The following is a 25,138-nucleotide window of genomic DNA, read 5'->3' as shown; positions in this document are numbered from 1 at the left end:
AGGGTGACCGTGCAGGACATCATGCCGACCTGGGTGGGGGCGACCGCGAAGCAGATCGCCCGGGGCGTACGCCGTGGCGACGTCTCCGCCACCCAGGTCGTGGCGGACCACCTGGAGCACGTCGCCCGGGCCGACGCCGACCTCGCCGCGTTCCGGACGGTACGCGGCGGGGAGGCGATCACCGAGGCCGAGAAGGTCGACGAGCAGGAGGATCTGGCCAACCTCCCCCTGGCCGGGGTGCCGGTCGCCGTGAAGGAGAACACCCCGGTGGCCGGCCTGCCCACCTGGAACGGCTCGGCCGCCGTGCGTACGGCCGTGGCGGAGGCCGACGACGAGGTGGTCCGGCGGCTGCGCGGCGCGGGCGCGGTGATCCTCGGGGTGACCCGGATGCCGGAGCTGGGCCTGTGGGCGGTCACCGACGACGACTCGGCCGTCACCCGCAACCCGTGGGACCTCAGCCGGACCCCCGGCGGCTCCTCCGGCGGCGCGGCGGCGGCCGTGGCCGCCGGGCTGGTGCCGATGGCGCACGGCAACGACGGCCTCGGCTCGATCCGCATCCCGGCGGCCTGCTGCGGCCTGGTCGGGCTCAAGCCCGGCCGGGGCGTGGTGCCGTGCCGGCTCGGCGCGGACGACTGGTTCGGCCTGACCGCACACGGCGTGCTCGCCGGCACGGTGGCCGACGCGGCGGTGGGCTTCCAGGTGCTGGCCGGCCGCCGCCCGGAGAAGCTGGTGCCCCCGCAGCGGCTGCGGGTGGGGGTCTCGCTGCGCTCCCCGGTGCGCGGCGTCTCGCCCGACGCACCGAACCGGGACGCGGTCGCCGCCGCCGGCCGGCTGCTCGCCGCCGCCGGGCACGACACCGTTCCCGCCGACCCGGTGTACCCGACCGTGCTCGGCCTCCAGGCCATCGCGACCTGGTTCGCCGCGGCCGCCGCCGACGTCCGGGCCGGCGGCGTGGACCGACGCCTGCTCCAGCGGCGCAGCCGCCGGCACGTCTCGCTGGGGGAGTGGGCGCAGCGCCGGGGGTACGTCCGGGAGACCGACCGGGCCGCCTGGCGGGAGCGCTCGATCCGCTTCTTCGCCGACCACTCGGTCGACCTGCTGCTCACCCCGGCGCTGGCCGGGCCGCCCCCGGAGGCCACCGGCTGGTCGAGCCGGTCCTGGCTGGCGAACATGCGCGCCAACATCCGGTACGCCCCGTACGCCGCCCCCTGGAACATCGCCGGCCTGCCCGCGATCGTGGTGCCGGTCGGCCGCCGCCCGGACGGCCTGCCGGTGGCGGTGCAGCTCGTCGGCCCGCCCGGCTCGGAGCTGCTGCTGCTCGGCGTCGCCGGCCAGTTCGAGATGCAGGCCCCCTGGTCCCGGCACGCCCCCGGCTACCCCCGCGTCGGAACGGGGTCGCCGGCCGTCGCGTGATCGCCGGGCAGCGGCAACGGGGCCCGCGGTGACGCCCCCGTCGCCGCAGGTAGCGGCGCTGGGGACAGTGGTGTCGCCGCCGGTTGCCGGACCGGCGGGTGGCACGATCGGGGCATGACGGAACTGGTCGGTCTCGCCGACGTGCGGGCCGCGCGGGAACTGCTCGCCGGCGTCACCCGCACCACCCCGCTGGAGCCCTCCCGTCCGCTGAGCGCCGTGCTCGGCGGGCCGGCCTGGCTCAAGTGCGAGAACGTGCAGCGCGCGGGGTCGTACAAGGTGCGCGGCGCGTATGTGCGGATCTCCCGGCTGTCGGCGGCGGAGCGCGCCCACGGCGTGGTGGCCGCCAGCGCCGGCAACCACGCGCAGGGGGTGGCGCTGGCCGCCGGGCTGGTCGGCACGCAGGCCACCGTCTTCATGCCGCTGGGCGCGCCGCTGCCCAAGGTCGCCGCGACCAAGGGGTACGGGGCCCGGGTCGAGCTGGTCGGCAACACCGTCGACGAGTCGCTGGTCGCGGCCCAGGCGTTCGCCGAGCGGACAGGCGCGGTGTTCATCCACCCGTTCGACCACCCGGACGTGATCGCCGGACAGGGCACCGTGGCGCTGGAGATCCTCGAACAGTGCCCCGACGTCAAGACGATCATCACCGGGGTGGGCGGGGGCGGCCTGGTCTCCGGGATCGCCGTCGCCGCGAAGGCGCTGCGCCCGGACGTCCGGGTGATCGGCGTGCAGGCGGCCGGCGCGGCGGCGTACCCGCCCTCGCTGCTCGCCGGCGAGCCGGTGCGCCTTCCCGCGTACGGCACGATCGCCGACGGCATCGCGGTCGGCCGTCCCGGGGAGCTGACCTTCGTCCACGTGCGCAAGCTCGTCGACGAGGTCGTCACCGTCTCCGAGGAGGACATCTCCCGGGCGCTGCTGGTGCTGCTGGAGCGGGGCAAGCAGGTGGTGGAGCCGGCCGGGGCGGTCGGCGTGGCCGCGCTGCTGGCCGGCGTCGTGCGGGTCGAGACCCCGGCGGTGGCGGTGCTCTCCGGCGGCAACATCGACCCGCTGCTGATGCTGCGGGTCATCGAGCACGGGCTCGCGGCGGCCGGCCGCTACCTGCGGTTCACCGTGCGCTGCTCGGACCGGCCCGGCCAGCTCGCCTCGCTGCTCGCGGAGATCGCCGAGCACCGGGCGAACGTGGTCGACGTGGAGCACCAGCGCGCCCACCCCCACCTGCGCCTCGGCGAGGTGGAGGTGGCGCTGTCGGTGGAGACCCGCGGGGTCGAGCACTCCGACGCGCTGATCGGCTCGCTGCGGGCCAGCGGGTATCAGGTGGTCTTCGCCGGCGAGGCGTGACCGGCGGCCGGGCTGCCAACCAGTTCCCGTCGCGCTGCCCGGCGCGCCGCGTGCTCGCGGGCCGACGCCGGCAGCGGCACCGTCGTCGTGGACCAGACCAGCCGCCTCGGCGCCGCCGGCCGCCGGGCACGCCGCAGCGCCGCCGGCAGGGGCCGGTCCTTGAGGCGCATCGCCGGCTGCTCGACCAGGTGCCAGGAGGGGACAGCCAGGGCCAGCGTGCCCAGCACCGACAGCAGGACGTACACCGGCAGGCCGTACCGTGCGCCGCCGACCAGGGCGATGACCTGCTGGACCGGCCAGCCGTAGATGTAGATGCCGTACGAGTAGTCCCGGGCGCGGCCGATCCGCCGGAACGGGCCGGGCAGCGCGACCGCCAGGTAGAACAGCAGGTACGCGTACGCCGGCAGACCGAGGACGAAGAAGCCGCCCTGCCACAGGCTGACCGCCAGGACGCCCCCGGCCAGGGCGGCCAGCGCGCCGTGCATCGGGATGCGGTGCCGGTACAGCCGTGCGGAGGCGCCCAGCAGGAACAGGAAGCCCAGACAGAGCAACTGGTGCACGCTGAACTGCCCGATCACCGGGAACGGCCCCAGCGAGCCGCGGTTGCGCAGGCCGGCGGTCAGGGTCGACGCGCCCAGCGTGTCGCGCAGCAGGACGAGCCAGCAGAGCGCGGCGAGCAGCACCACCGCCCGGGGCGCGCGGCGCAGCGCCCGGGTGGCCAGCAGCGCGCCGACCAGCGCGTAGCAGGCCAGCTCGTACCGCAGGGTCCACAGCGAGGTGTCGAACGACGTCGGACGCCCGCCGAGCGCCTGGCCCAGCGGGGTCTCGGACAGCAGGCCCGAGATGGTCGACCGCTGCCACGCGGGGAACAGGTTGGCGGTGACGTACGACACGGGGCCCTGCGGGTGGTGCCAGAAGCCGTCGAGGTTGCCCCGTTCGTAGAGGGCGACCAGCGGCGCGATCACGAACGCCGTCACCAGCAGGCACACCCACAGCCCGGGGAAGATCCGCAGGAACCGGTGCCAGGCGTACCGGCCGAGGCGGAACCTCAGGCCGCTGCCGGTGATCAGGAATCCGGACAGCACGAAGAAGCCGTAGACCGCGAGCGCGCCGATGTTGGTTTGGCCGGCCGTCAACTCGTGGCCGAACTGGTCCTTGTCGAATCCACCCAGCGGACGGGCGTGGCCGACGATGACGGCGCACGCCAGTCCCAGCCGGAGCACACCGAGGGCGTTGTGCCGGGCGGAGAACCGTTCCGCCAGGGTCGGCGGGCGCAGGCCCGCCCGTCGCGTCCGTCCGGGAGAGGTTTTCGCGGGCATCGCTGCAGGCAGGGGCACCCGAGGCACCATAGCCGGCAGCGCGCCGGAAGGAAACTTCATGACGTACGCGCCCGAAAGCGGACGCGCCGGACGCGGCGGGCGGACCCGGGCGGGGTCAGCCGGTGAACGGCTCGAATCCGACCACCGTCACCTTGATGTCCGCGCCGCTCGGCGCGGTGTAGGTGACGGTCTGCCCGGAGCGGCTGCCGAGGATCGACTTCCCCAGCGCCGACTCGGGGCTGTAGACGGTCAGGTCGGTGGTCGACGCGATCTCGCGGGAGCCGAGCAGGAAGGTCTCCGTGTCGTCGGGGTCGTCGTCGAAGTAGATCGTCACGACCATGCCGGGCGAGACCGTGTCGGCGGTCGGCGCCCCGCCGACCTTGGCTGTACGCAGCAGCTCCTTCAGGTAGAGGATCCGCCCCTCCTGCTTGCCCTGCTCCTCGCGGGCGGCGTGGTAGCCGCCGTTCTCCCGCAGGTCGCCCTCCTCGCGCCGGGCGTTGATCTCGGCGGCGATGACCGGCCGGTTGGCGATCAGCTCGTCGAGCTCTGCCTGGAGGCGGTCGTACGCGTCCTGGGACAACCAGGTGGCGGACGCCTCGTTGTCGGAATTGGACACAGGCGGTCTCCTTGGTCGTGCGGAACTGGCTGACGAGTGAACTACAAAGTTACCAGTGCGCCGCACCCCTCGGGTGTCGACGATCACCACGAGGGCGGGTGCCGGGGCGCCGCGGCCCGGCGGGATCCACGGTGCCGGCGGGCCCGTCAGCCGGCCGGCCGGCAGCGCACCACCTCGCCGACGAACGGCCGGGCGCTGGTGGTCAGCCGGTGCCGGGCGGTGACCTGTGACTCGCCCGGCCGGGCGGTCACGGTCACCTCCTGACGCGCCACCTCGGCGCCGTCGTGCGAACGGGCCCGCAGCGCGCAGGTGGCCGACCCGCCCGCCGGCACGGTCACCCGGAAATCGACCACCACCTGCGAGTCGGTGATGTCGGAGTAGCTGATCAGCTGGGCGTCGTAGACGGGGTCGCCGTACTTGTCGTACAGGCTGTACGAGGCCACGCCGAGCGTCGCCACCACGGCCGCGACCAGCAGCGCGGCCAGCGCCGGACGGCGGCGGCCCGGCTCCCGGCGGCGGCCGTACCGGCCGGGCGGGAACACCGGCGAGCCCGGTGGAAGTGTGGCGTGCGTCTCGCTCACCGGCGGGTATCTCCTGGCGTTGTTGTCTGCGGTATCGGCAAGAATGGCAGGGTCCATCTTCCCAGCCCGGTGCCGGCCCTGAGCGAGCGCCGGTCGTCCCTGACCAGATCGGGCCTGACCAGAGCGGTCGAGCCGGGCAGATCAAGGATGACAGGTCGGCCCGCCGACGGGGCGGCGCCGGTCGGGCACAGACGAGGAGCGCCACAAGTGGCAGAGCAGCTGCGGCTCATGGCCGTCCACGCGCATCCCGACGACGAGTCGAGCAAGGGTGCGGCGACCATGGCGAAGTACGTCGCCGAAGGGGTGGACGTGCTGGTCGTGACGTGCACCGGCGGTGAGCGCGGCAGCGTACTCAACCCGAAGATGGACCGCCCGGAGGTCTGGGCCAACATCGGCGAGATCCGCCGCGCCGAGATGGACGCAGCCCGCGCGATCCTCGGCGTCGAGCAGGCCTGGCTCGGCTTCGTCGACTCCGGACTGCCCGAGGGCGACCCGCTGCCGCCGCTGCCCGAGGGCTGCTTCGCGCTCCAGGACGTCGAGGTCGCCGCCGCCCCGCTGGTGCGGCTGATCCGCAAGTTCCGGCCGCACGTGATCACCACGTACGACGAGGAGGGCGGCTACCCGCACCCCGACCACATCATGACCCACAAGGTGACCGTCGCCGCCTTCGAGGCCGCCGGTGACCCGGAGCGCCACCCCGACCTGGGCGAGCCCTGGCAGCCGCTCAAGCTCTACTACGACATCGGCTTCTCCCGGGGCAAGATCCTGGCGCTGCACGAGGCCATCCTCGCCGCCGGTATCGCCTCGCCGTACGAGCAGTGGCTGGAGCGCTGGGAGGAGCGCCCGGACAAGGGCCCCCGGATCACCACCCGGGTCGAGTGCGCGGAGTACTTCCCGGTCCGCGACGACGCCCTGCGCGCCCACGCCACCCAGATCGACCCGGACGGCTTCTGGTTCCAGGTGCCCATGGAGCTCCAGCAGCGCGCCTGGCCGACGGAGGATTTCCAACTCGTCCGCTCACTGGTCGACAGTCCGCTGCCCGAGTCCGACCTGTTCGCCGGGGTACGCGAGACGGCCCATGCCCGCTGATCGGGCGCGGGGCTACCCTGGTGACCAGCCGTACTTCGGAGGAACGCCATGCTGACCGCTGCCCAGGTGCTCGCACAGAACAACTTCGGTGACACCCGCACGGGTGGCCTGGCCGGCCCGATGGGCCTCTTCCTCATCGTGCTCCTGGCCACCGCCACGGTGCTGCTGATCCGCAACATGAACGCCCGGCTGCGCCGGCTGCCGGACCGCTTCCCCGCGCAGGCGACCCCCGCCGACGTGGACCGGGTCGACGCCACAGTCGTCGATCCGACAGACGGGACGGAGACGCAGGACTCACGCGGGAGCGGGGAGCAGGGCCGCCAGCAGCGGCGGAACGGGTGATCCGGGCATGATTCACGCCGAAGCCGGTCGTTGCCCCCTGTTGCGGTCACCAGCTTTGGCTTAGCCTTCCGCCGGGGGCGATAAGTTCCCGAACCGTGCGCGGGAGGGGGCGCCGATGACCGGGTCAGCGACGGCTGCCCACCGTGCCGCGCGACGCCCGGCGGACGGGAGCGGTCGGTGACCTCCGGCGGGGCCGGCGAAACGCCCGGCCGGCTCGGGGTGCGCGGCACCCCGCGCCGGGCGCTTCTGCTGACCGCCGCCCTGGTGCTGACCGCGTTGGTGACCGCCGCGGGCGGCCTGGCGATCCCGGCCCGGCTGCCGGCCGACGATCCGCTTCCAGGTGCCGCCCGGTTCGGCATCGCCGTCGCCGCCTTCGCGGTGGCCCACCTCGCTCGGCTCCGGTTCCGCGTCGGCTCCGGGATGGCCAGCGTCACCTGGGGCGAGGCGGCCCTCATCGTCTGTCTGCACCTGGTGCCCGCCGGCTGGCTCCCCGCCGCCGTGCTGCTCGGCGCCGGGCTGGCCTGGACGGCGCTGTCCCTGGCGGCCGACCGCCGCCCGCCGGTGGAGACCGCCCGGATCGTCGCCTCGCTGACCGCCGCCACCGCCCTCGCCGTGGCCGTCGCCGCGTCCCTCGGCGCGCCGCTGCTGGCGGCGCCCACCCCCGGGCTCGCCCTCGCCCTGGTGGCCGGCTCGGTCACGTACCTGCTGAGCTCCGCCTGGCTCGGCGGTGTCACCGTGGCGCTGTGGCACGGCGTGTCGATGGGCCCGCCGCTGCTCGCCACGCTCCGCGGCAAGCTGCTGATGTTCGTCGGCAACGTGGTCGTCGGGCTGGTCGTGGTGGCGTTGCTGGAGATCGACGCCCGCTGGCTGCTGCTGCTTCCGCCCGCGCTCTGGCTGCTCCAGCAGACGTACCGGCACCGGCTGCGGGCCGATGAGGAGCGGCGCGCCTGGCGGGCCTTCGCCGACGCCACCGCCGCGCTCAACCAGCTCGACGAGCGGGGCGTCGCCACCGCCGCGGTGGCCGGCGCGCTGACCCTCTTCGGCGCCGAGCTCGTCGACGTGAACGTGGCCCGGGGCGACGGCCGATGGCGGCGTTACCGGGGCGACAGCGCTGGCCGGGTGGTGGACCGGGAGATCGCCCCGCCCGCCCGCTCCGAGCCGGGGGAGCAGGAGCTGGTCCGCCCGCTCACCGTCGGCGCGACCCGGGTGGGCGAGCTGCGGGTGCGCTTCCCGTGCGCGGCGCCGTGTGGCCGGGAGCGCGACGCGCTGGCCGCGTTCTCCGACGCGCTCGCCGCCGCCCTGCACGACGCCGCCACCCACCGCGAGCTGCGGCTGGTCACCGCCAGGTCGTCGTACGAGGCGGTGCACGACCCGCTCACCGGCCTGCTCAACCGGGCCGCCCTGCTCAGCAGGGGCGACCAGGCCCTGCGGCAGCGCGCCCACGACCACCCGGTGGCGCTGCTGCTGCTCGACATCAACCAGTTCAAGGAGGTCAACGACACCCTCGGGCACGCCGCCGGGGACCAGCTGCTCCGGCTCACCGCCAACCGGCTGAGCGCGCTGACCCGCCCCGGGGACCTGCTGGGCCGCCTCGGCGGCGACGAGTTCGCCCTGCTGCTCACCGCGGTCCCGGTCGTCGGCGGTCGCACCGCGCCGGCGACGTACACGCTGCGCCGGGCACGGGAGATCACCGAGCGCCTGGCCGCGCCCACCGAGGTGGCCGGGGTGCGGATGTCCGTCGAGATCTCCGTGGGGGTGGTCGTCGCCGACGCCGGAGCCGCCGACCTGACCGAGCTGCTGCGCCGGGCCGACATCGCGATGTACCAGGCCAAGGAGGGCGGCAGCAGCGTCGCCGCGTACGACAGCTCGCAGGACGTCGCGAGCACCGACCAGTTGGCGCTGCTGGCGGAGCTGCGGGAGGCGCTGGCGGCCGACGATCAGCTCGTGCTGGCCCTCCAGCCGGCGGTGGACCTGGCCACCGGCGCGCCGACCGGGGTGGAGGCGCTGATCCGCTGGCGGCACCCCCGCCGGGGCTGGCTCAGCCCGGGCGACTTCATCCGCCCCGTGGAGAACAGCGAGCAGCTCGGCACGTTCACCCGGTACGTGCTGGACAAGGCGCTCGCGGTGGCGGCCGAGTGGGGCCGGGCGGGGCTGGACGTGCCGATCTCGGTGAACGTCTCGGCCCGCAGCCTGCTCGACCCCAGGCTGCCCGCCGAGGTCGGCGACGCCCTGCGCCGGCACCAGGTCCCGCCGCACCGGCTGGTGCTGGAGATCACCGAGACCGTGGTGATGAGCGAGCTGGAGGTCATCGACGAGGTGCTCGCCACGCTCCGGTCGATGGGCGTGCAGCTCGCGGTGGACGACTTCGGCACCGGCTTCTCCTCGCTGGCGTTCCTGACCCGGATCGCGGTGGACGAGCTGAAGGTCGACCGTTCCTTCGTGATGCGGATGGCCGAGTCGCCGGAGGCGGCGGCGATCGTCCGGACCACCGTCGGCCTCGCCCACGAACTGGGCCTGCGGGTGGTCGCCGAGGGCGTGGAGACCGCCGAACAGCGGCTGGCCCTCGCCGAGCTGGGCTGCACCGCCGCCCAGGGGTACCACTTCTTCAAGCCGATGCCCGCAGACAAGGTCGGCGCGGTGCTCGGCTCGCTGCTCGACACCGCCCAGGGCAACGTCTTCCCGTTGCGCATCGACGGCGCCTCCTGACGGGGGCACGGGGAGGCCGGCGGCGCCCGGCGCGGGGTGGTTATGGTCGTCGGGTGAACCGACTCGCGAGTGCCACCAGCCCGTACCTGCTCCAGCACGCCGACAACCCGGTGGACTGGTGGCCGTGGTGCGAGGAGGCGTTCGCCGAGGCGAAGCGGCGCGACGTGCCGGTGATGATCTCGGTCGGCTACGCGGCCTGCCACTGGTGCCACGTGATGGCGCACGAGTCGTTCGAGGACGCGGCGGTCGGCGCGTTGCTCAACGAGGGCTTCGTGGCGATCAAGGTGGACCGGGAGGAACGGCCCGACGTCGACGCGGTCTACATGACGGCCACCCAGGCGATGACCGGGCAGGGCGGCTGGCCGATGACGGTCTTCGCGACCCCCGACGGCACCCCGTTCTTCTGCGGCACGTACTTCCCGAAGCCGAACTTCGTCCGGCTGCTGGGGTCGGTCGGCACCGCCTGGCGGGAGCAGCGGGAGGCGGTGCTGCGGCAGGGGGCCGCGGTGGTCGAGGCGATCGGCGGCGCGCAGGCGGTCGGGGGGCCGTCCGCCCCGCTCACCGCCGAGCTGCTCGACGCCGCGGCGGCCCAGCTCGCCGGGGAGTACGACGACAGGAACGCCGGCTTCGGCGGGGCCCCGAAGTTCCCGCCGCACATGAACCTGCTCTTCCTGCTGCGCCACCACCAGCGCACCGGCTCGGCGGAGAGCCTGGAGATCGCCCGGCACACCGCCGAGGCGATGGCCCGGGGCGGCATCTACGACCAGCTCGCGGGCGGCTTCGCCCGGTACTCGGTGGACGCGCACTGGACGGTGCCGCACTTCGAGAAGATGCTCTACGACAACGCCCTGCTGCTGCGGTTCTACACCCAGCTCTGGCGGCTCACCGGCGACCCCCTGGCCAGGCGGGTGGCCCGGGACGTGGCCCGGTTCCTCGCCGACGAGCTGCACCGGCCCGGCGAGGGCTTCGCCTCCGCGCTCGACGCGGACACCGAGGGCGTCGAGGGGCTCACCTACGTCTGGACGCCGGCCCAGCTCGTCGAGGCCCTGGGCGAGGAGGACGGCCGCTGGGCGGCCGACCTGTTCGGCGTGACCGAGTCCGGCAGCTTCGAGCACGGCACGAGCGTGCTGCGGCTGGCCCGGGACGTCGACGCCGCCGACCCGGCGGTGCGCGCCCGCTGGCAGGACGTCGTACGGCGGCTGCTGGCCCTCCGGGACACCCGGCCCCAGCCGGCCCGCGACGACAAGGTCGTGGCGGCCTGGAACGGCCTGGCGATCACCGCCATCGCGGAGTTCGTCCGCCTCGTCGAGACGCTCGGGGCGGCCGGCCATGCCTCCGTCGGGGGCGCGGCCGGCGCGGACGGGGACGCGAACCTGCTGGAGGGCGTCACCATCGTCGCCGACGGCGCCATGCGTGACGCCGCCGAGCACCTTGCCCGGGTGCACGTCGTCGACGGCCGGCTGCGCCGGGTCTCCCGGGACGGTGTGGTGGGCGAGCCGGCCGGCGTGCTGGAGGACTACGGCTGCGTGGCCGAGGCGTTCTGCGCGATGCACCAGCTCACCGGCGAGGGGCGCTGGCTGGAGCTGGCCGGCCAGCTCCTCGACGTCGCGCTGGCCCGGTTCGCCGCCCCGGACGGCGGCTTCTACGACACCGCCGACGACGCGGAGCAACTGGTCACCCGGCCGGCCGACCCGACCGACAACGCCACCCCGTCCGGCCGGTCGGCCATCGTCGCGGCGCTGGTGACGTACGCGGCGTTGAGTGGCGAGACCCGCTACCGGGAGGCCGCCGAGGCCGCCCTCGCCACGGTCGCGCCGATCGTCGCCCGGCACGCCCGGTTCACCGGGTACGCGGCCACGACCGGCGAGGCGCTGCTGGCCGGGCCGCACGAGATCGCCGTGGTGACCGACAACCCGGCCGGTGACCCGCTCGTCGCCGCGGCGTACCGGCACGCCCCGCCCGGCGCGGTGCTGGTCGCGGGCCGGCCCGACCAGCCCGGGGTGCCCCTGCTTGCCGACCGCCCGATGCGCGACGGCCGCCCGACCGCGTACGTCTGCCGCGGATTCGCCTGCCAGCAGCCGGTCACCACGGTCGACGACCTGCTCGCCCAACTGTAGGAAGGCGGGCCTGCCGAGCACAGGCTCTTCGGCGCCCTGTGGAGCTGCCCGCAGGAACGGGGCACATCCTTCCCGACGTGTGCCGCCCCCGGGGCCGCGGACGGATGCGCGGCACCCGGACCGCGCGGCTCCTCCTGGGCCGCGCGGCTCCTCCTGGGCCGCGCGGCTCCTCCCGGGCCACGCAGGCGGGTTCCGGAGCAATGCAAGCCGGGTCCCGCACTACGCAGACAGTTCCCGGACCACGCAGGCGGGCCCGGACCCACGCACGTGGTCCGGAACGACCCAGGTACACACACAGGGCCCGACCATGCACACGGGCACGGCCCCACCGTTGCGGGCGCACAGACGGGGCAGCTCCACAGGGCCGGCGTCCAGGTGCCGGCACCCCGCGCCGGCGCGCGCCGAACCCGTCGGGAGCCGGGCGCACGCGGCTCCCCGTGACCGCAGCCACCGATACGCTGACCTCGACCGAGGTCGGTCGGGACCCGCGGCTAGGCTGGTCCCGAGATGGATACGCGAACCGGTCTGCCTGTTGTCGGCATGGTGGGGGGCGGGCAGCTTGCCCGGATGACCCACCAGGCCGCGATCGCCCTCGGTCAGTCGCTGCGTGTGCTCGCGCAGTCCCCGGACGACGGTGCGGCCCTGGTCGCCGCCGACGTCCAGTACGGCGACCACACCGACCTCGCCGCCCTGCGCACCTTCGCCAAGGGCTGTGACGTGGTCACGTTCGACCACGAACACGTGCCGACCGAGCACGTCCGCACGCTCGCCGCCGAGGGGGTGAAGCTGTTCCCGCCGGCCGACGCGCTGCTGCACGCCCAGGACAAGCAGGTCATGCGGGAGCGGCTCGGCGAGCTGGGCGCGCCGAATCCGGCGTGGCGGCCCGTCGCCGAGCCCGCCGACCTGGTCGCCTTCGGCGAGGCGCACGGCTGGCCGGTGGTGCTCAAGGCGGCGCGGGGCGGCTACGACGGGCGGGGCGTCTGGATGGTCGCCGACGCGGCTCAGGCCGCCGAGCTGGCCGCCACCCTGCTCGCCGGGGGGACCCGGCTGATCGTCGAGGAGCGGGTGGCGTTGCGCCGCGAGTTGGCGGTGCAGGTGGCCCGTTCGCCGTTCGGTCAGGTGGCGGCGTACCCGGTCGTCGAGACCGTGCAGGTCGAGGGCATCTGCGTCGAGGTGCTCGCCCCGGCGCCCGGCCTGCCCGAGGAGCGGGCGGTCGCCGCGCAGCAGCTCGCCATCGACCTGGCCACCGCCCTCGGCGTGGTGGGTCTGCTCGCCGTGGAACTCTTCGAGACCCCCGACGGGCTGGTCGTGAACGAGCTGGCCATGCGGCCGCACAACTCCGGGCACTGGACGATCGAGGGGGCCCGGACCTCCCAGTTCGAGCAGCACCTGCGGGCGGTGCTCGACTACCCGATGGGGGACACCTCGCTGGCCGCCCCGGTGGTGGTCATGGCCAACGTGCTCGGCGGCGAGCCGGGCGGGATGTCGATCGACGAACGGCTGCACCACCTCTTCGCGGCCGAGCCGGGCGCCAAGGTCCACCTGTACGGCAAGCAGGTGCGCCCCGGCCGCAAGATCGGGCACGTGACGGTGCTGGGCGACGACCTGGACGACGTACGGGCGCGGGCCGCGCGGGCCGCCCGCTGGCTTCGGGAGGGACGTTCATGACCACGGTCGGGCTGATCATGGGCAGCGACTCCGACTGGCCGACGATGAAGGCCGCCGGCGAGGCGCTGGACGAGTTCGGGGTCGCGTACGAGGTCGGAGTGGTCTCGGCCCACCGCACGCCCGGCAAGATGATCGAGTACGGCCGTACGGCCGCCGACCGCGGCCTCAAGGTGATCATCGCGGGGGCCGGCGGCGCCGCCCACCTGCCCGGCATGGTCGCCTCGGTCACCCCGCTCCCGGTGATCGGCGTGCCGGTGCCGCTGAAGCACCTCGACGGGATGGACTCGCTGCTGTCGATCGTGCAGATGCCTGCCGGCGTGCCGGTGGCCACGGTGTCGATCGGCAACGCCCGCAACGCCGGGCTGCTGGCCGTGCGTATCCTGGCCGCCGCCGACGAGCACCTGCGCGCCCGGATGGTCGCTTACCAGGAGAGCCTGGAGAAGCTGGTCGCGGAGAAGGAAGCCGCCCTACACGCCTCCCTCGGCTGACCCTCCTCTTCACCTCATTCCGCGCAGGGCCGTCTGGAGGCGTTCCTGGGCCCGGCGGCGGCGTTCGTTGCTCGCGCCGAGCACCAGCAGCACCAGCCCGACCGGGATCAGCGCCAGCCACGGACCGAGGCTGAACAGGGCGTGCACGGCCGTGATCGCGGTCACCGCCGCGCCGACGATCACCGGGGCCTGCTGCTGACTGGTGGTGCCGAAGATGAGCACCGCCACCGCGCCGAGCAGCAGCAGCACCTGCCGCAGCATGCTGGTGTCGGTGGCCAGCACGATCGCCAGGGTCGGCACGAACGCGGCGACCAGCGCCGGCCCGTACGCCACCCAGCTCGACAGGTCCGGCCGGTGCCGCAGCTCCAGCACCCCGACCAGCAGGGCCAGCGCCGCGAACGGCAGCGTGTACGCCTCGGGCAGCGCCACGTCGGCGACCCGCATCAGGATCCACCATGCGACGATCTCGCAGCCCACCACGGCCCAGAACAGGATGCGGCGCTCGACGGGCCGTCGGCCCGGGCGGGTGGCGGCCAGCCCGAGCACCGCGCCCCAGGCGGCGAGCAGCGCCGCGATGTGCCGGGGCGAGTCGAAGGCCAGCGCGAGGGCGATCAGCGCGGCGGCGTACCCGCTCCACTCGACCGTGGCCGCCTCGCGCTGTGCCTCGGGGCGGCGCAGCCGGGGCAGGGTCGCCGCGAAGACCTGCAGGGCCGCCCCCACCGCCAGCACCCCGAACGCGGACCAGACGGCGTCCAGCCCGGCCACCAGTGCGGCGACCAGCACGAACAGCTGCGCCATCAGCGAGGCGAAGAGCCACCCCAGGATGCGGGCCCGCTGTGTGGTGCCGTACAGCGCGGCGACCGTGCCCACGCCGACCGCGCCGCCCAGGGTGAACAGGGTCAGCTCCCGGGTGGCGAGGCTGCCGAGCAGGCCGGCCCCGCCCCCGGCCAGCCCGATGACGAAGACCAACACCCGGGCGGTGCGCAGCGACTGGGCCCGCTCCGCCAGCGGCGGGGGCGGGGTGAGCGCCAGGCCGAGCATCGAGATGGTGAACACCGACAGGGCGGCCAGCACGCTCACCGGCCAGCCCTGGCCGAGGGCGGTGGGGGTGATCAGCAGGGTGACCGCGGCGCCGGGCAGCACGATCGGCACGGCCCGGGACCGCTGGCCGCCGCTGAACCCGGTCGCGGCGAGCGCCGCGGTCACCGTGAGGAGCAGGGCCGTCAACACGTGCGTGGGGTCGACCGCGTCGGCGGACGGGATGCGCAGCTCCGGTGCCGGCCCGTCCCAGACCCGGCTCAGCGACCGGTACGGGTCGAGGAGGGCCACCTTCAGCGCGGGGGCGAGCGAGGCGAGGGCCAGGGCCGTCGGCACGGCGGCGGCGGCCATCGCTCCGGCCGCCGGGCTGACCCGCCAGCGCCGCGCCGTGCCGTCGTCGGGCAGCCGGCGCAGGGCCCCGTCGAGCAGGATCGACCACCGGCGCACCGGCTGCGCCGCCCCGCTGGGCGGCACGGTGGCGCCGCGGATCAGCTCGGCGAGGACCCCGAGCAGCGCGGCGGCGGCCGCGTACACCCCGGAGGGCAGGCCCACGACGATGGCGGCGACCGCGCTCACCGTCGCGCCGCCCACCACGGCCGCGCTGGCGTACGGCAGATACTGCGGTACCTGCCGGCGGACCGCGGCGATCGCGGCGAGGCCGAGACTGGACGCGGCCAACGCGGCGGTCAGCACCACCTGGGGCGACCGGCCGAACTCGACGGCCAGGGCGGCCACCGCACCGGGCAGGGCCAGCAGCGCCGCCCCGGCGGCGATGCCGCCGATCTGCGCCAGGTGCGGCGGCAGCCCGTCGGCCTCGACGTCTTCCACCATCCGCGCGCCGGACACCCGGGCCAGGGCCGCCACGGTCGCGCCGATGAGCACGACGCTGCCCAGCGCCAGCGCCGTCGTCCATGGGCGGACCAGCCCGGCGCCGGCCGCGTGCAGGGCGACGGCCCCGGCCACGGTGACCCGGGACAGCCCGGCGCGCGGGTCGACCGAGGCCGCGGCCGCGACTCCGAAGACCGTGGCGACGGCCGCCCCGACCAGCACCGGCGACCACCACGGAAGGTCGAAGGCGGCGGGCGCGCCGATCGTGGCGAGGACGGCGGCGACGCCGGACACGTGGTACCGCCAGGGGTCCGGCAGGAGCACCCCGGCGGCGATGCCCAGCAGGGCCAGGGCGACCGGCGCCTGCCAGGCGGACCCGCCGGTCGGCGCGGCCGGCCAGCCGGTCAGGTCGCCGGCCCAGATGGGGCCCGGCGTGGCCAGCACGCCCCAACCGCCGCGCAGCGCGCTCCACCCGGCCAGCAGGCCGATCAGGGTGCCGCCGACGACCAGCCCGAGGATCGGCCCGCGCCGCCACTCCTCGGGCAGCGCGCGGGCGGCGACGGCGACCACCGCCACCAGGGCGGCGGCCACCACGAGCTGCCCGCCGGGGGCGAGTACCGCCGCGATCCGGAGCAGGGTGGCGATCAGCGCCGCGGTGACCGCGGCGGCGGCCAGGTCGGAGCCGTCCAGCGCCAGGTCGGAGCGGCGTCCCGCGTCGATCGACGGGGCCAGGAACAGCAGCACGCCCGCCACGAGCAACAGCGCGCCCACCCAGGCGTCCGCGACGGTGGCCCCCGGCGCGCCGAACGCGGCGGCGGTCACCACCAGCGCGCCGAGCCCGGTGCCCACCGCCAGCGGCACCGGGATGTGCCGCTGCGAGACCTGCACCAGCGCGGCGTACCCCAGGGTGACGCAGACCGCCAGGAACGTCGCGGCCAGCACCGGCACGGTGACCTCGCGCAGGCTCGCCGGGGTCGGTGCCGGACCGGCCGGCACCGTCGCGGCGACGAACGCGGCGACCGAGCCGGGCAGCGCGAACGCGGCTCCGCCGGCCGCCCACGAGGAGACGACCTCCGCCGCGGCCGGCATGATCCGGACCCGGGGGGCCACCGCGATCAACGCGCCGGCCACGAAGAGGGCGAGCAGCACGGCGGCGGTCAGCGCCGGCCGGGCGAGCCCGGCGCCCGCGCCGAGCAGTCCCACCACGGCGGCGGCCACCGCGTGCGCGGTGGCCGCCCGCACCGTCGGCGCGGTGAGGCCGGCCACCCCGATGCCGATCGCGGTCAGCACCATCGGCCACGGCGCCACCGCCCAACCCAGGCCGAACGACGCGGGGACGGCGAGCGCGGTGAGCGCCGCCCCGGCCACCGCGAACTCGCGGCGGATCTCCGGCGGGAGGGCGAGCACCGCGGCGACGGCGAGCAGCAGGGCGCTGGCGGCGAGCTGCCAGGCGGCCGGGCCGACCGCGTCGGCCAGCACGGCCGGGTACCGGTCGAGGTCCGCCGACCAGGCCGGCGTGGCGGCCCGGACCGGGGCGATCCCGGCGCGCAGCGCGCCGCCGGCCACGACCAGCCCGGCGACCGTCAACGCCGCCGCCGAGGCGAGCTGCGGCCCGCGCCGGGCTGCCTCCGGCACGGCCCGTACAGCCAGCCCGGTGAGCGTGATGACGGCCGCGATCAGCAGCAGCGCCCGGCCGGGGAAGGCCACCGAGGCGACGCGATCCAGCGCACCGATCACCGCGAGGGTGACGATGCCGGCCGCCACGTCGGGCAGCGGCGGCCGACGCAGCACGAGCGCGCCGGCCAGCCCCACCAGCGCGGCGAGCAGCAGCACGGTGCCGGCTGCGGCGGCGGCCGGCACCGTGTCGGCGCGCAGCAGCGCGGTCACCGCGTACGCGAGGGCCAGCGCCACCGCCGCCCCGTGCAGCAGCCAGGTCAGCTCCCGCAGCGCCGGCACCGGCCGGGCCGCCCGGCCGCCGGCCGGCTCCTCGCCGGCGGGGCCCAGCACCTCGCCGGACTCCTCCGGCGCGCCCTCGGGACGGCCGGTCCCGGCGGGGCGGTCGTCCTCGGCGGGCTGGTCGTCCTCGGCGGGGCGGCGGGGCGGCGGGGCGGTCGCCGGCGGGGTGGCCGGCAGGTCCCGGCGCACCGGCCGCTCCACGGTCACCGGGGAGCGGGCCAGCCCCAGGTCGACCACGGCGACCACGGCCAGCACCAGCGCCCAGCCGGCCGGGCCGGTGACCAGGTCGTACGCCAGCAGGGGCAGCACCGGCTGCGCGGCCAGCACCACGGCGAACCGGGGCGCCCGCAGCCCCGTCCAGAGGGCGTAGCCGTACCCGACGGCGGCGGTGGCCGCGAAGATGATCCCGGCGAAGACGGCCCCGGAGACGCCCGCGCCGATCCGCTCCACGGCCCACAGTGCGTACCCGGCCAGCGGCACCAGCAGCAGGCCGACGGCGGAGACCGTCTCGGCGGTCGAGGTCAGCCCGCGGCGGGCCAGCACGGGCGGGGCGAGCAGCAGCAGCACGGTCGCGACGAGCAGGATGCCCAGCCGGGTCAGGGCGTCCATCGAGCTGGTGGCCACCGCGGCGAACACCACCGCGGCCACACCGAGCAGCAGCGCACCCAGCCCGAGGGGGATGTTCTGCACCTCCCGGGAGGACGCCTCCGGCGGGTGCTCCGGGTTGTCGGCGTCCAGCCAGCGGGGTGTCGACGGCGGGTGCTCGGGCGGCTCCCCCGGCCCGGACGCCGGGGTGCCCTGCCGGGGCACCCGGGGCGGCTCGCCGGCCGTGGCGTCCGACGGCCGGCGGCGCAGCACGCGACGGGGACGGGCGGCCTGCCGGGCCCGCTCCTCACCCGCGTGCGTCAGGATGTCCCGCTGGAAGAGCGCGGCCTGCATCTTGGCGGCGATCTGCCGCTGCTCGGCGAGGATGGCCGCCTCGCGGGCCTTCATCTCCGCGATCGAGCGCTCGATGTCCGCCACGTGCGCGGCCCACTCGGGCTGCTCCGCCCCGCAGTGCGGGCAGCGCGCGGCCGGCTTGATCTCCCGCCCGCACGAGGAGCACTCAAAGCTCTGCACGACACCCCTCCACCCGCGCACTGTGGACTTCCACTGTCGCAGCATGCCGTGAGCCGGCGCGGATTTCGACACCTGTCGGCGGTTCGGCGGGAACGAAAAGCAGCCCGGCGGCGCGCGGCGGTCCCGAAAAGGGCGCGCGGCCGGCCGCGGAGGAGCTCCGCGACCGGCCGCGCCGGTGTCGACCAGGGTCAGGGACGTCCCATGCCCCGGTACTCCCAGCCCGCCTGCGTCCACAGTGTGGAGTCGAGGCAGTTGCGGCCGTCGACCACCCGGCGGCCGGCGACCAGCTCGCCGAGGGCGACCGGGTCGGCGTTGCGGAAGTCCGCCCACTCGGTGAGCACGCAGACCAGGTCGGCGCCGGTCACCGCGTCGGCCATGCTGAGCTCGTACGTCAGCTCGGGGGCCACCCGGCGGGCGTTCTCGGTGCCCTCCGGGTCGAACACGTGCACGTCCGCGCCGGCCTTGCCGAGCAGCCCGGCGACGGCGAGCGCCGGGGCGTCGCGTACGTCGTCGGTGTTGGGTTTGAAGGTGGCGCCGAGCACGGCGATCCGGGTGCCGGAGAGGTCCGGCCCCGCCGGCCCGGAGCGGCGGCCGAGGAGTTCGGCGGCGAGCTGGACGACCCGGGCCCGGCGGCGCTGGTTGATCAGGTCGACCTCGTGCAGGAAGCGCAGCGCCTCGCCCGCGCCCAGTTCCTGCGCCCGGGCCTGGAAGGCGCGGATGTCCTTGGGCAGGCAGGCGCCACCGAAGCCGAGGCCGGCCTGGAGGAACCGGTTGCCGATACGGGGGTCGTACCCGATGGCCCGGGCCAGCTGGGTGACGTCGCCGCCGGCGGCCTCGCAGACCTCGGCCATGGCGTTGATGAAGGAGATCTTGGTGGCCAGGAAGGCGTTCGCGGCCACCTTGACCAGCTCGGCGGTGGCGAAGTCGGTGACCACCAGCGGAACCTCGCGGTCCTCGGTGGCGGCGAGGTCGAAGACGCCCTTGTGGGCGGCGTAGAGCATGCCGTTGGCCCACTCGCTCTTGACGCCGACCACGATCCGGTTGGGGCGCAGCACGTCGTCGACCGCGAAGCCCTCCTGGAGGAACTCGGGGCTCCAGGCCACCTCCACGCCCAGGTCGGTCGGACTGTGCTTGCTGACGAGCTGCTCCACCCACTCGGCGGTGCCGACCGGGACGGTGGACTTCCCGACGATCAGGCACTTGCGGGTCAGGTGCTGGGCGAGGCTGGTCACCGCCGCCTCGACGTACGACAGGTCGGCGCCCATCCCGTCGGCTCGCTGGGGGGTGCCGACGCAGATGAAGTGCACGTCGCCGAACTCGGCGACCTCGGCGATGTCGGTGCTGAAGCGCAGCCGGCCGGCCGTCAGGTTGCGCCGCAGCAGCTCGTCCAGGCCGGGCTCGTGGATCGGGACCTCGCCGGCGTTCAGCTTGGCGATCTTGTCCGCGTCGACGTCGAAGCCGAGCACCTCGTAGCCCAGCTCGGCGTAGCAGATGGCGTACGTCGCACCGAGGTAGCCGGTGCCGAGGAAGGTGACCCGGGGTCGGGCCGCGCCCGAGGGCGGCGTGACCGCGGCGATGGCCGGCATCGGTTGGGTGTTCGGGTACGGGATCGTCACGCCTGTCTTCTCCGCTCGCGTTGGCGGCGCTCCGTTGCGTCGCGTTCGGCCGCGGCGCCGGGCCGGGCCGGGCACCGAAGGGGAATTCTGTCGCTTGCGGGCGTCGAACCGTGCCGCCGCCCTTATCATGCCGAGCCTACGCGCCGGTAAGGATCTCCTGAGCCATGGTCGCTATCCTTCAGGTCTGCGCGGCCGGCGGTTCCGAGACGCTCCAGACTGCGCATGATAGCGGTGAAGGGGAGGGGCCGACATGGCGGCAGAACAGCCGTTCGACGTCTATCGGTTACCCGAGGAGCACGAGGCGGTCCGGGAGGCGGTCCGTGAGGTCTGTGCGGCGAAGGTGGCCCCGCACGCCGCCGAGGCGGACGAGACCGGTGAGTTCCCGAAGTCGTCGTACGACGCGCTGCGGTCGGCCGACTTCCACGCCCCGCACATCCCCGTCGAGTACGGCGGCGCCGGGGCGGACGCCCTGGCCACGGCCATCGTGATCGAGGAGGTGGCCCGGGCCTGCACCGCGTCCTCGCTGATCCCGGCGGTCAACAAGCTCGGCACCATGCCGCTGCTGCTGGCCGGCTCCGAGGAGCTCAAGCGCCGCTACCTGACCCCGGTCGCCAGCGGCGACGCGATGTTCTCGTACTGCCTGTCGGAGCCGGAGGCGGGCAGCGACGCCGCCTCGATGACCACCCGGGCGGTCCGTGACGGCGATCACTGGGTGCTCAACGGCGTCAAGCGGTGGATCACCAACGCGGGTGTCTCGGAGTACTACACCGTCTTCGCCGTGACGGACCCCACAGCCCGGTCCAGGGGCATCTCGGCGTTCGTGGTCGAGAAGTCCGACCCGGGTGTCAGCTTCGGCGCCCCGGAGAAGAAGCTCGGTATCAAGGGCTCGCCGACCCGCGAGGTCTACCTCGACAACGTCCGGATCCCGGCGGACCGGATGATCGGCGCCGAGGGGACCGGTTTCGCGACCGCGATGCGGACCCTGGACCACACCCGGGTCACCATCGCCGCGCAGGCCGTCGGCGTCGCCCAGGGCGCGCTCGACTACGCCAGGGGGTACGTCCGGGAGCGCCGGCAGTTCGGCAGGCCCGTGGCCGAGTTCCAGGGCGTCCAGTTCATGCTCGCCGACATGGGCATGAAGCTGGAGGCGGCGCGGCAGCTCACGTACGCCGCCGCCGGCAAGTCGGAGCGGGGCGACGCCGACCTGACGTACTTCGGCGCCGCGGCCAAGTGCTTCGCCTCCGACGCGGCCATGGAGATCACCACGGACGCGGTGCAGTTGCTCGGTGGCTACGGCTACACCAAGGACTACCCGGTCGAGCGGATGATGCGGGACGCCAAGATCACCCAGATCTACGAGGGCACCAACCAGGTCCAGCGCATCGTGATGGCCCGCCAGCTGCTGCACGGCTGACGAAGACCCGCCGAACGGCGGGCGGGTCGGAGGCCGGCCCGCCCGCCGTCGCTCACTTGATCTCGGTGGTGGTCGCGTCGTCCGACCGGCCCGGCGGACGCGGCGGCTGGGACCACGGCGACTCCCCACCCGTACGGCGGGGCAGCGGCTCGGTCGGGGTCGGGTCCGGGTAGCCGAGGGTGAGCGGGGCGGTGTCCCGGTCCGAGCCGCCACCGGCCGGCGGCCAGTCGGAGAGCGGCAGGCCGATGTCGTCCGGCCGGTCCGCCGGCACCGGCGCGGGCTCGGCCGCCGGGCCGGGCCAGCGCCGCCAGCGCTGCCGGCTGAACGTCGCCATCAGCAGCAGCGCGCCGATCAGGAAGAGGGTGCCGTTCTGCACCGGCAGGGCCAACGGCAGCGGGTCGCCCAGGACCTTCCAGTCCTCCGGGATCCGGTCACGCACCGTGAACGGTGCGACGAACATCCCGACGTACGGGGCGACCAGCAGCAGCCCGGCGGCCAGCGGGCCGAGCGGCGAGACACGCAGGGTGCCGAGCAGGCCGAGCAGGATGCCCGCGACGGCCAGGTAGACGGCCGGCTCGATCAGGTTGGCCGTGTTGAACGTGCCGATCTCCACCCAGCGGGTGATCGTGCGCGCCGACCCGTCCTGACCGAGGGTGAGCAGCACCCAGGTGACGGGCGCCACCACCAACCCGGCGAGGAAGCTCCAGAGATGTCGCATCCGCGCACCGTACCGTTTCCGGCATGACAGATCACCCCTCCTCACCCCCGACAGGCAAGCCCACGTCGTACTCCCGGGTGACGCTCAGCCGGATCATGACCGCCGTCGACGTCAACCTGTACGGGACCGTGCACGGAGGGGTGTTGATGAAGTTCGTCGACGACGTGGCGGGCGCGGCGGCGGCCCGGCACAGCGGCGGCACCGCGGTGACCGCCGCGATCGACGAGATCGTCTTCTCCGAGGCGGTCCGGGTCGGCGACCTGGTGCACGCGCACGCCCAGGTCAACTGGACCGGGCACACCTCGATGGAGGTCGGCGTCCGGGTGGTGGCCGAGCGCTGGGACTCGGCCGAGGACGAGCCGGTCCGGGTGGCCACGGCGTACCTGGTCTTCGTGGGGGTGGACGTCGGCGGCGCGCCGCGCCCGGTGCGCCCGGTGCTGCCCGAGACGCCGGAGGACGAGCGCCGCTTCCGGGAGGCGGAGATCCGCCGCGCCCACCGGCTGGCGCGCCGCCGGGCGATCCAGGCCCATCGCGCGGGCCCCGTCTGACGCCCCGGCCCGCGCCCGCCGCGAGCTCATCGTCGCGGGGACGAACGGGGGCCCGACGCCGGGCGTCCCACACAGGCAGGGGGCGCGGGGTGTGGGGCGGGCACGCCCCGACGCCGGTACCTGGTGCGGAGAATGGCGCTGCGAGATAGGGCAAGATGGCGCCGCGGCCCGATTTCACAGTGCCGTGCGGGGCCACAGGGAGGGTGGATCAGTGGGTGACGTGCTGTGGACGCCGCCGGCGGACGTACGGGAGCGGTCCCGGATCGGTGACTACCTGCGCTGGCTGGGCGAGCACCGCGGGCTAAACTTCCCCGACTACGACGCGCTGTGGCGCTGGTCGGTCACCGACCTCGACGCGTTCTGGCGGTCGGTCTGGGACTGGTTCGACGTCGTCGCGCACACCCCGCCGACGGCCACGCTGACCGACCCGGCCATGCCGGGCACCCGGTGGTTCCCCGGGGCCACCCTCAACTACGCCGAGAACGTGCTGCGGATGCCGGGGCTGGGCGACGACGACCCGGTGGTGATCGCCCACGGCCAGACCCGCGCGCCCGAGACACTGACCGCGGCGCAGCTGCGCGAGCGGGTCCGCCGGGTGGCCGCCGGGCTGCGCCGGCTGGGCGTCGGCCCCGGCGACCGGGTCGCCGCGTACGCGCCGAACATCCCGGAGACGTACGTGCTGCTGCTGGCCACCGCCAGCCTCGGGGCGATCTTCTCCTCCTGCGCCCCGGAGTTCGGCACCCGCAGTGTCACCGACCGGTGGCGGCAGATCGAGCCGAAGGTCCTGGTGGCCGTCGACGGCTACCGGTACGGCGACAAGCCGGTGGACCGCCGCGGCGAGGTGGCCGCCATCCGTGCCGCCCTGCCGTCGCTGGAGCACACCGTCGGCATCGCGTACCTCGACCCGGAAGGCGCCGCGCCCCAGGATGCCATCGGCTGGGCCGAGCTGGCCGCCGAGACCGACGAGCCGCTGACGTTCGCGCCGGTGCCGTTCGACCACCCGCTCTACGTGCTGTACTCCTCCGGGACCACCGGGCTGCCCAAGCCGATCGTGCACGGCCACGGGGGCATCCTGCTGGAGCACCTGAAGATGCTCGCCCTGCACCACGACCTCGGCCCCGGCGACCGGTTCTTCTGGTTCACCACCACCGGCTGGATGATGTGGAACTTCCTGGTCTCCGGGCCGGCGGTCGGCGCGGCGATCGTGCTCTTCGACGGCAACCCGGGCCACCCCGACCTGGGCGCGTTGTGGCGGCTGGCCGAGGAGACCGGCACCACGTACCTCGGCACCTCCGCGCCGTTCCTGCTGGCCTGCCGCAAGGCGGGCCTGGTGCCCAGCGAGATCGCCGACCTGTCCGCGCTGCGCGGGGTCGGCTCGACGGGCGCGCCACTGCCCGCCGAGGGCTTCACCTGGGTGTACGAGACCGTCGGCGACCACGTGCAGCTCCAGTCGCTCTCCGGCGGCACGGACGTCTGCACCGGGTTCGTGGGCGGCGTGCCGCTGCTGCCGGTGCACGCCGGGGAGATCACCTGCCGGGCGCTCGGCGCGAAGGTGGAGGCCCGTTCCGCCGACGGCACCCCCGTCGTCGGCGAGCTCGGCGAGCTGGTGATCACCGCGCCCATGCCGAGCATGCCGGTCGGCTTCTGGAACGACCCGGACGGCGTGCGCTACCGGGAGGCGTACTTCGACCTCTACCCGGGCGTCTGGCGGCACGGCGACTGGATCACGATCAACTCCCGGGGCGGCTGCGTGATCACCGGCCGCTCCGACGCCACCCTGAACCGCGGCGGGGTCCGGCTCGGCACGGCCGAGTTCTACTCCGTGGTGGAGGGCCTGGACGAGGTCGTCGACTCCGTCGTGGTGCACCTGGAGGACGCCGAGGGCGGCGCGGGCGAGCTGCTGCTGTTCGTGGTGCTCGCCGAGGGCCTGGAGCTGGACGACGCGCTGCGCGCGAAGATCTGCCGGGAGCTGCGTACAGCGCTGTCGCCCCGGCACGTACCCGACGAGATCCACCAGGTCCGCGCCGTGCCGCGCACCCTGTCGGCCAAGAAGCTGGAGGTGCCCGTGAAGAAGATCCTCACCGGCACTCCGGTCGACGACGCGGCGGCCAAGGGCGCCCTGGCCAACCCCGAGTCCCTGACCGCCTTCGCCGCCTTCGCCCAGCGCCGCACCCCCACGGCCGACCCAACCCCGGCCTGACCCCGCCCTGACCGCCCGCCCCGCACC

General features: G+C 75.0%; 17 protein-coding genes. 11 read left to right on the top strand and 6 right to left on the bottom strand.

Going from position 1 to position 25,138, the window contains the following annotated elements:
* Positions 1-3: 3 nt before the first annotated feature.
* Entirely contained in the window at positions 4-1,413 is a 1,410-nt protein-coding gene (locus tag ACGFIZ_RS13985) for an amidase (RefSeq protein ID WP_393419139.1), read from the top strand.
* A gap of 114 nt (positions 1,414-1,527) precedes the next feature.
* Positions 1,528-2,748, top strand: coding sequence for a threonine ammonia-lyase (ilvA, locus tag ACGFIZ_RS13980; RefSeq protein ID WP_393419137.1), 1,221 nt, complete (start codon positions 1,528-1,530; stop codon positions 2,746-2,748).
* On the opposite strand, the gene ACGFIZ_RS13975 is transcribed toward ilvA, so the two are convergent.
* The 3 genes from ACGFIZ_RS13975 to ACGFIZ_RS13965 form a co-directional block, all read right to left on the bottom strand.
* Positions 2,721-4,085 carry an acyltransferase family protein gene (locus ACGFIZ_RS13975; RefSeq protein ID WP_393419135.1) on the bottom strand — a complete coding sequence of 455 codons (1,365 nt, stop codon included), beginning with the start codon at positions 4,083-4,085 and terminating at the stop codon, positions 2,721-2,723. The genes ilvA and ACGFIZ_RS13975 overlap by 28 nt on opposite strands.
* Before the next feature lie 97 nt (positions 4,086-4,182).
* Positions 4,183-4,683: a transcription elongation factor GreA gene (greA, locus tag ACGFIZ_RS13970; protein ID WP_347665857.1), complete on the bottom strand. Its 501-nt coding sequence runs from the start codon at positions 4,681-4,683 to the stop codon at positions 4,183-4,185.
* Positions 4,684-4,829: 146 nt separating this feature from the next.
* Entirely contained in the window at positions 4,830-5,264 is a 435-nt protein-coding gene (locus ACGFIZ_RS13965) for a DUF4307 domain-containing protein (protein WP_393419133.1), read from the bottom strand.
* A gap of 207 nt (positions 5,265-5,471) precedes the next feature.
* Here ACGFIZ_RS13965 and mca point away from each other — a divergent pair, with 207 nt between their 5' ends.
* From mca to purE, 6 genes are all read left to right on the top strand, one after another.
* The gene (gene mca, locus ACGFIZ_RS13960) at positions 5,472-6,353 is read left to right on the top strand and encodes a mycothiol conjugate amidase Mca (RefSeq protein ID WP_393419131.1); all 882 of its coding nucleotides are present in this window, start codon (positions 5,472-5,474) and stop codon (positions 6,351-6,353) included.
* Positions 6,354-6,401: 48 nt separating this feature from the next.
* Complete coding sequence (locus tag ACGFIZ_RS13955; protein WP_393419129.1) at positions 6,402-6,695, top strand: hypothetical protein; 294 nt, start codon at positions 6,402-6,404, stop codon at positions 6,693-6,695.
* A gap of 219 nt (positions 6,696-6,914) precedes the next feature.
* Entirely contained in the window at positions 6,915-9,401 is a 2,487-nt protein-coding gene (locus ACGFIZ_RS13950) for a putative bifunctional diguanylate cyclase/phosphodiesterase (protein WP_393419268.1), read from the top strand.
* 53 nt (positions 9,402-9,454) lie between these two features.
* Positions 9,455-11,518: a thioredoxin domain-containing protein gene (locus ACGFIZ_RS13945; protein ID WP_393419127.1), complete on the top strand. Its 2,064-nt coding sequence runs from the start codon at positions 9,455-9,457 to the stop codon at positions 11,516-11,518.
* A gap of 507 nt (positions 11,519-12,025) precedes the next feature.
* Complete coding sequence (locus tag ACGFIZ_RS13940; protein ID WP_393419125.1) at positions 12,026-13,186, top strand: 5-(carboxyamino)imidazole ribonucleotide synthase; 1,161 nt, start codon at positions 12,026-12,028, stop codon at positions 13,184-13,186.
* Entirely contained in the window at positions 13,183-13,674 is a 492-nt protein-coding gene (purE, locus tag ACGFIZ_RS13935) for a 5-(carboxyamino)imidazole ribonucleotide mutase (RefSeq protein ID WP_347665848.1), read from the top strand. The genes ACGFIZ_RS13940 and purE overlap by 4 nt, the downstream gene beginning before the upstream one ends.
* Before the next feature lie 9 nt (positions 13,675-13,683).
* Here the strand turns inward: purE and ACGFIZ_RS13930 are convergent, their stop codons facing one another.
* Both ACGFIZ_RS13930 and ACGFIZ_RS13925 read right to left on the bottom strand, forming a co-directional pair.
* On the bottom strand, positions 13,684-18,615 hold the full coding sequence (locus tag ACGFIZ_RS13930; RefSeq protein WP_393419123.1) for an SCO7613 C-terminal domain-containing membrane protein: 4,932 nt from the start codon (positions 18,613-18,615) through the stop codon (positions 13,684-13,686).
* 188 nt (positions 18,616-18,803) lie between these two features.
* Positions 18,804-20,231 carry a UDP-glucose dehydrogenase family protein gene (locus ACGFIZ_RS13925; protein WP_393419121.1) on the bottom strand — a complete coding sequence of 476 codons (1,428 nt, stop codon included), beginning with the start codon at positions 20,229-20,231 and terminating at the stop codon, positions 18,804-18,806.
* A 250-nt stretch (positions 20,232-20,481) separates the two neighbouring features.
* On the opposite strand from ACGFIZ_RS13925, the gene ACGFIZ_RS13920 reads away from it, so the two are divergent.
* A complete protein-coding gene (locus ACGFIZ_RS13920) occupies positions 20,482-21,645 on the top strand; it encodes an acyl-CoA dehydrogenase family protein (protein ID WP_393419119.1) in 1,164 nt (387 codons plus the stop codon).
* Between the two features lie 52 nt (positions 21,646-21,697).
* Here the strand turns inward: ACGFIZ_RS13920 and ACGFIZ_RS13915 are convergent, their stop codons facing one another.
* Positions 21,698-22,363 (bottom strand): hypothetical protein, encoded by a 666-nt coding sequence (locus ACGFIZ_RS13915; protein ID WP_393419117.1) that lies wholly within the window; start codon positions 22,361-22,363, stop codon positions 21,698-21,700.
* 23 nt (positions 22,364-22,386) lie between these two features.
* Between ACGFIZ_RS13915 and ACGFIZ_RS13910 the strand changes: the two genes are divergently transcribed.
* Positions 22,387-22,911 carry an acyl-CoA thioesterase gene (locus tag ACGFIZ_RS13910; protein ID WP_393419115.1) on the top strand — a complete coding sequence of 175 codons (525 nt, stop codon included), beginning with the start codon at positions 22,387-22,389 and terminating at the stop codon, positions 22,909-22,911.
* 211 nt (positions 22,912-23,122) lie between these two features.
* Positions 23,123-25,111, top strand: coding sequence for an acetoacetate--CoA ligase (locus tag ACGFIZ_RS13905; protein ID WP_393419113.1), 1,989 nt, complete (start codon positions 23,123-23,125; stop codon positions 25,109-25,111).
* Positions 25,112-25,138 lie beyond the last annotated feature (27 nt).

Origin of the sequence: Micromonospora sp. NPDC048830 (assembly GCF_043198215.1) — a bacterium.
Taxonomy (GTDB): domain Bacteria; phylum Actinomycetota; class Actinomycetes; order Mycobacteriales; family Micromonosporaceae; genus Micromonospora.
The sequence above is the reverse complement of the archived record's forward strand: the minus strand, read 5'-3'. Positions and strand labels throughout refer to the sequence as shown.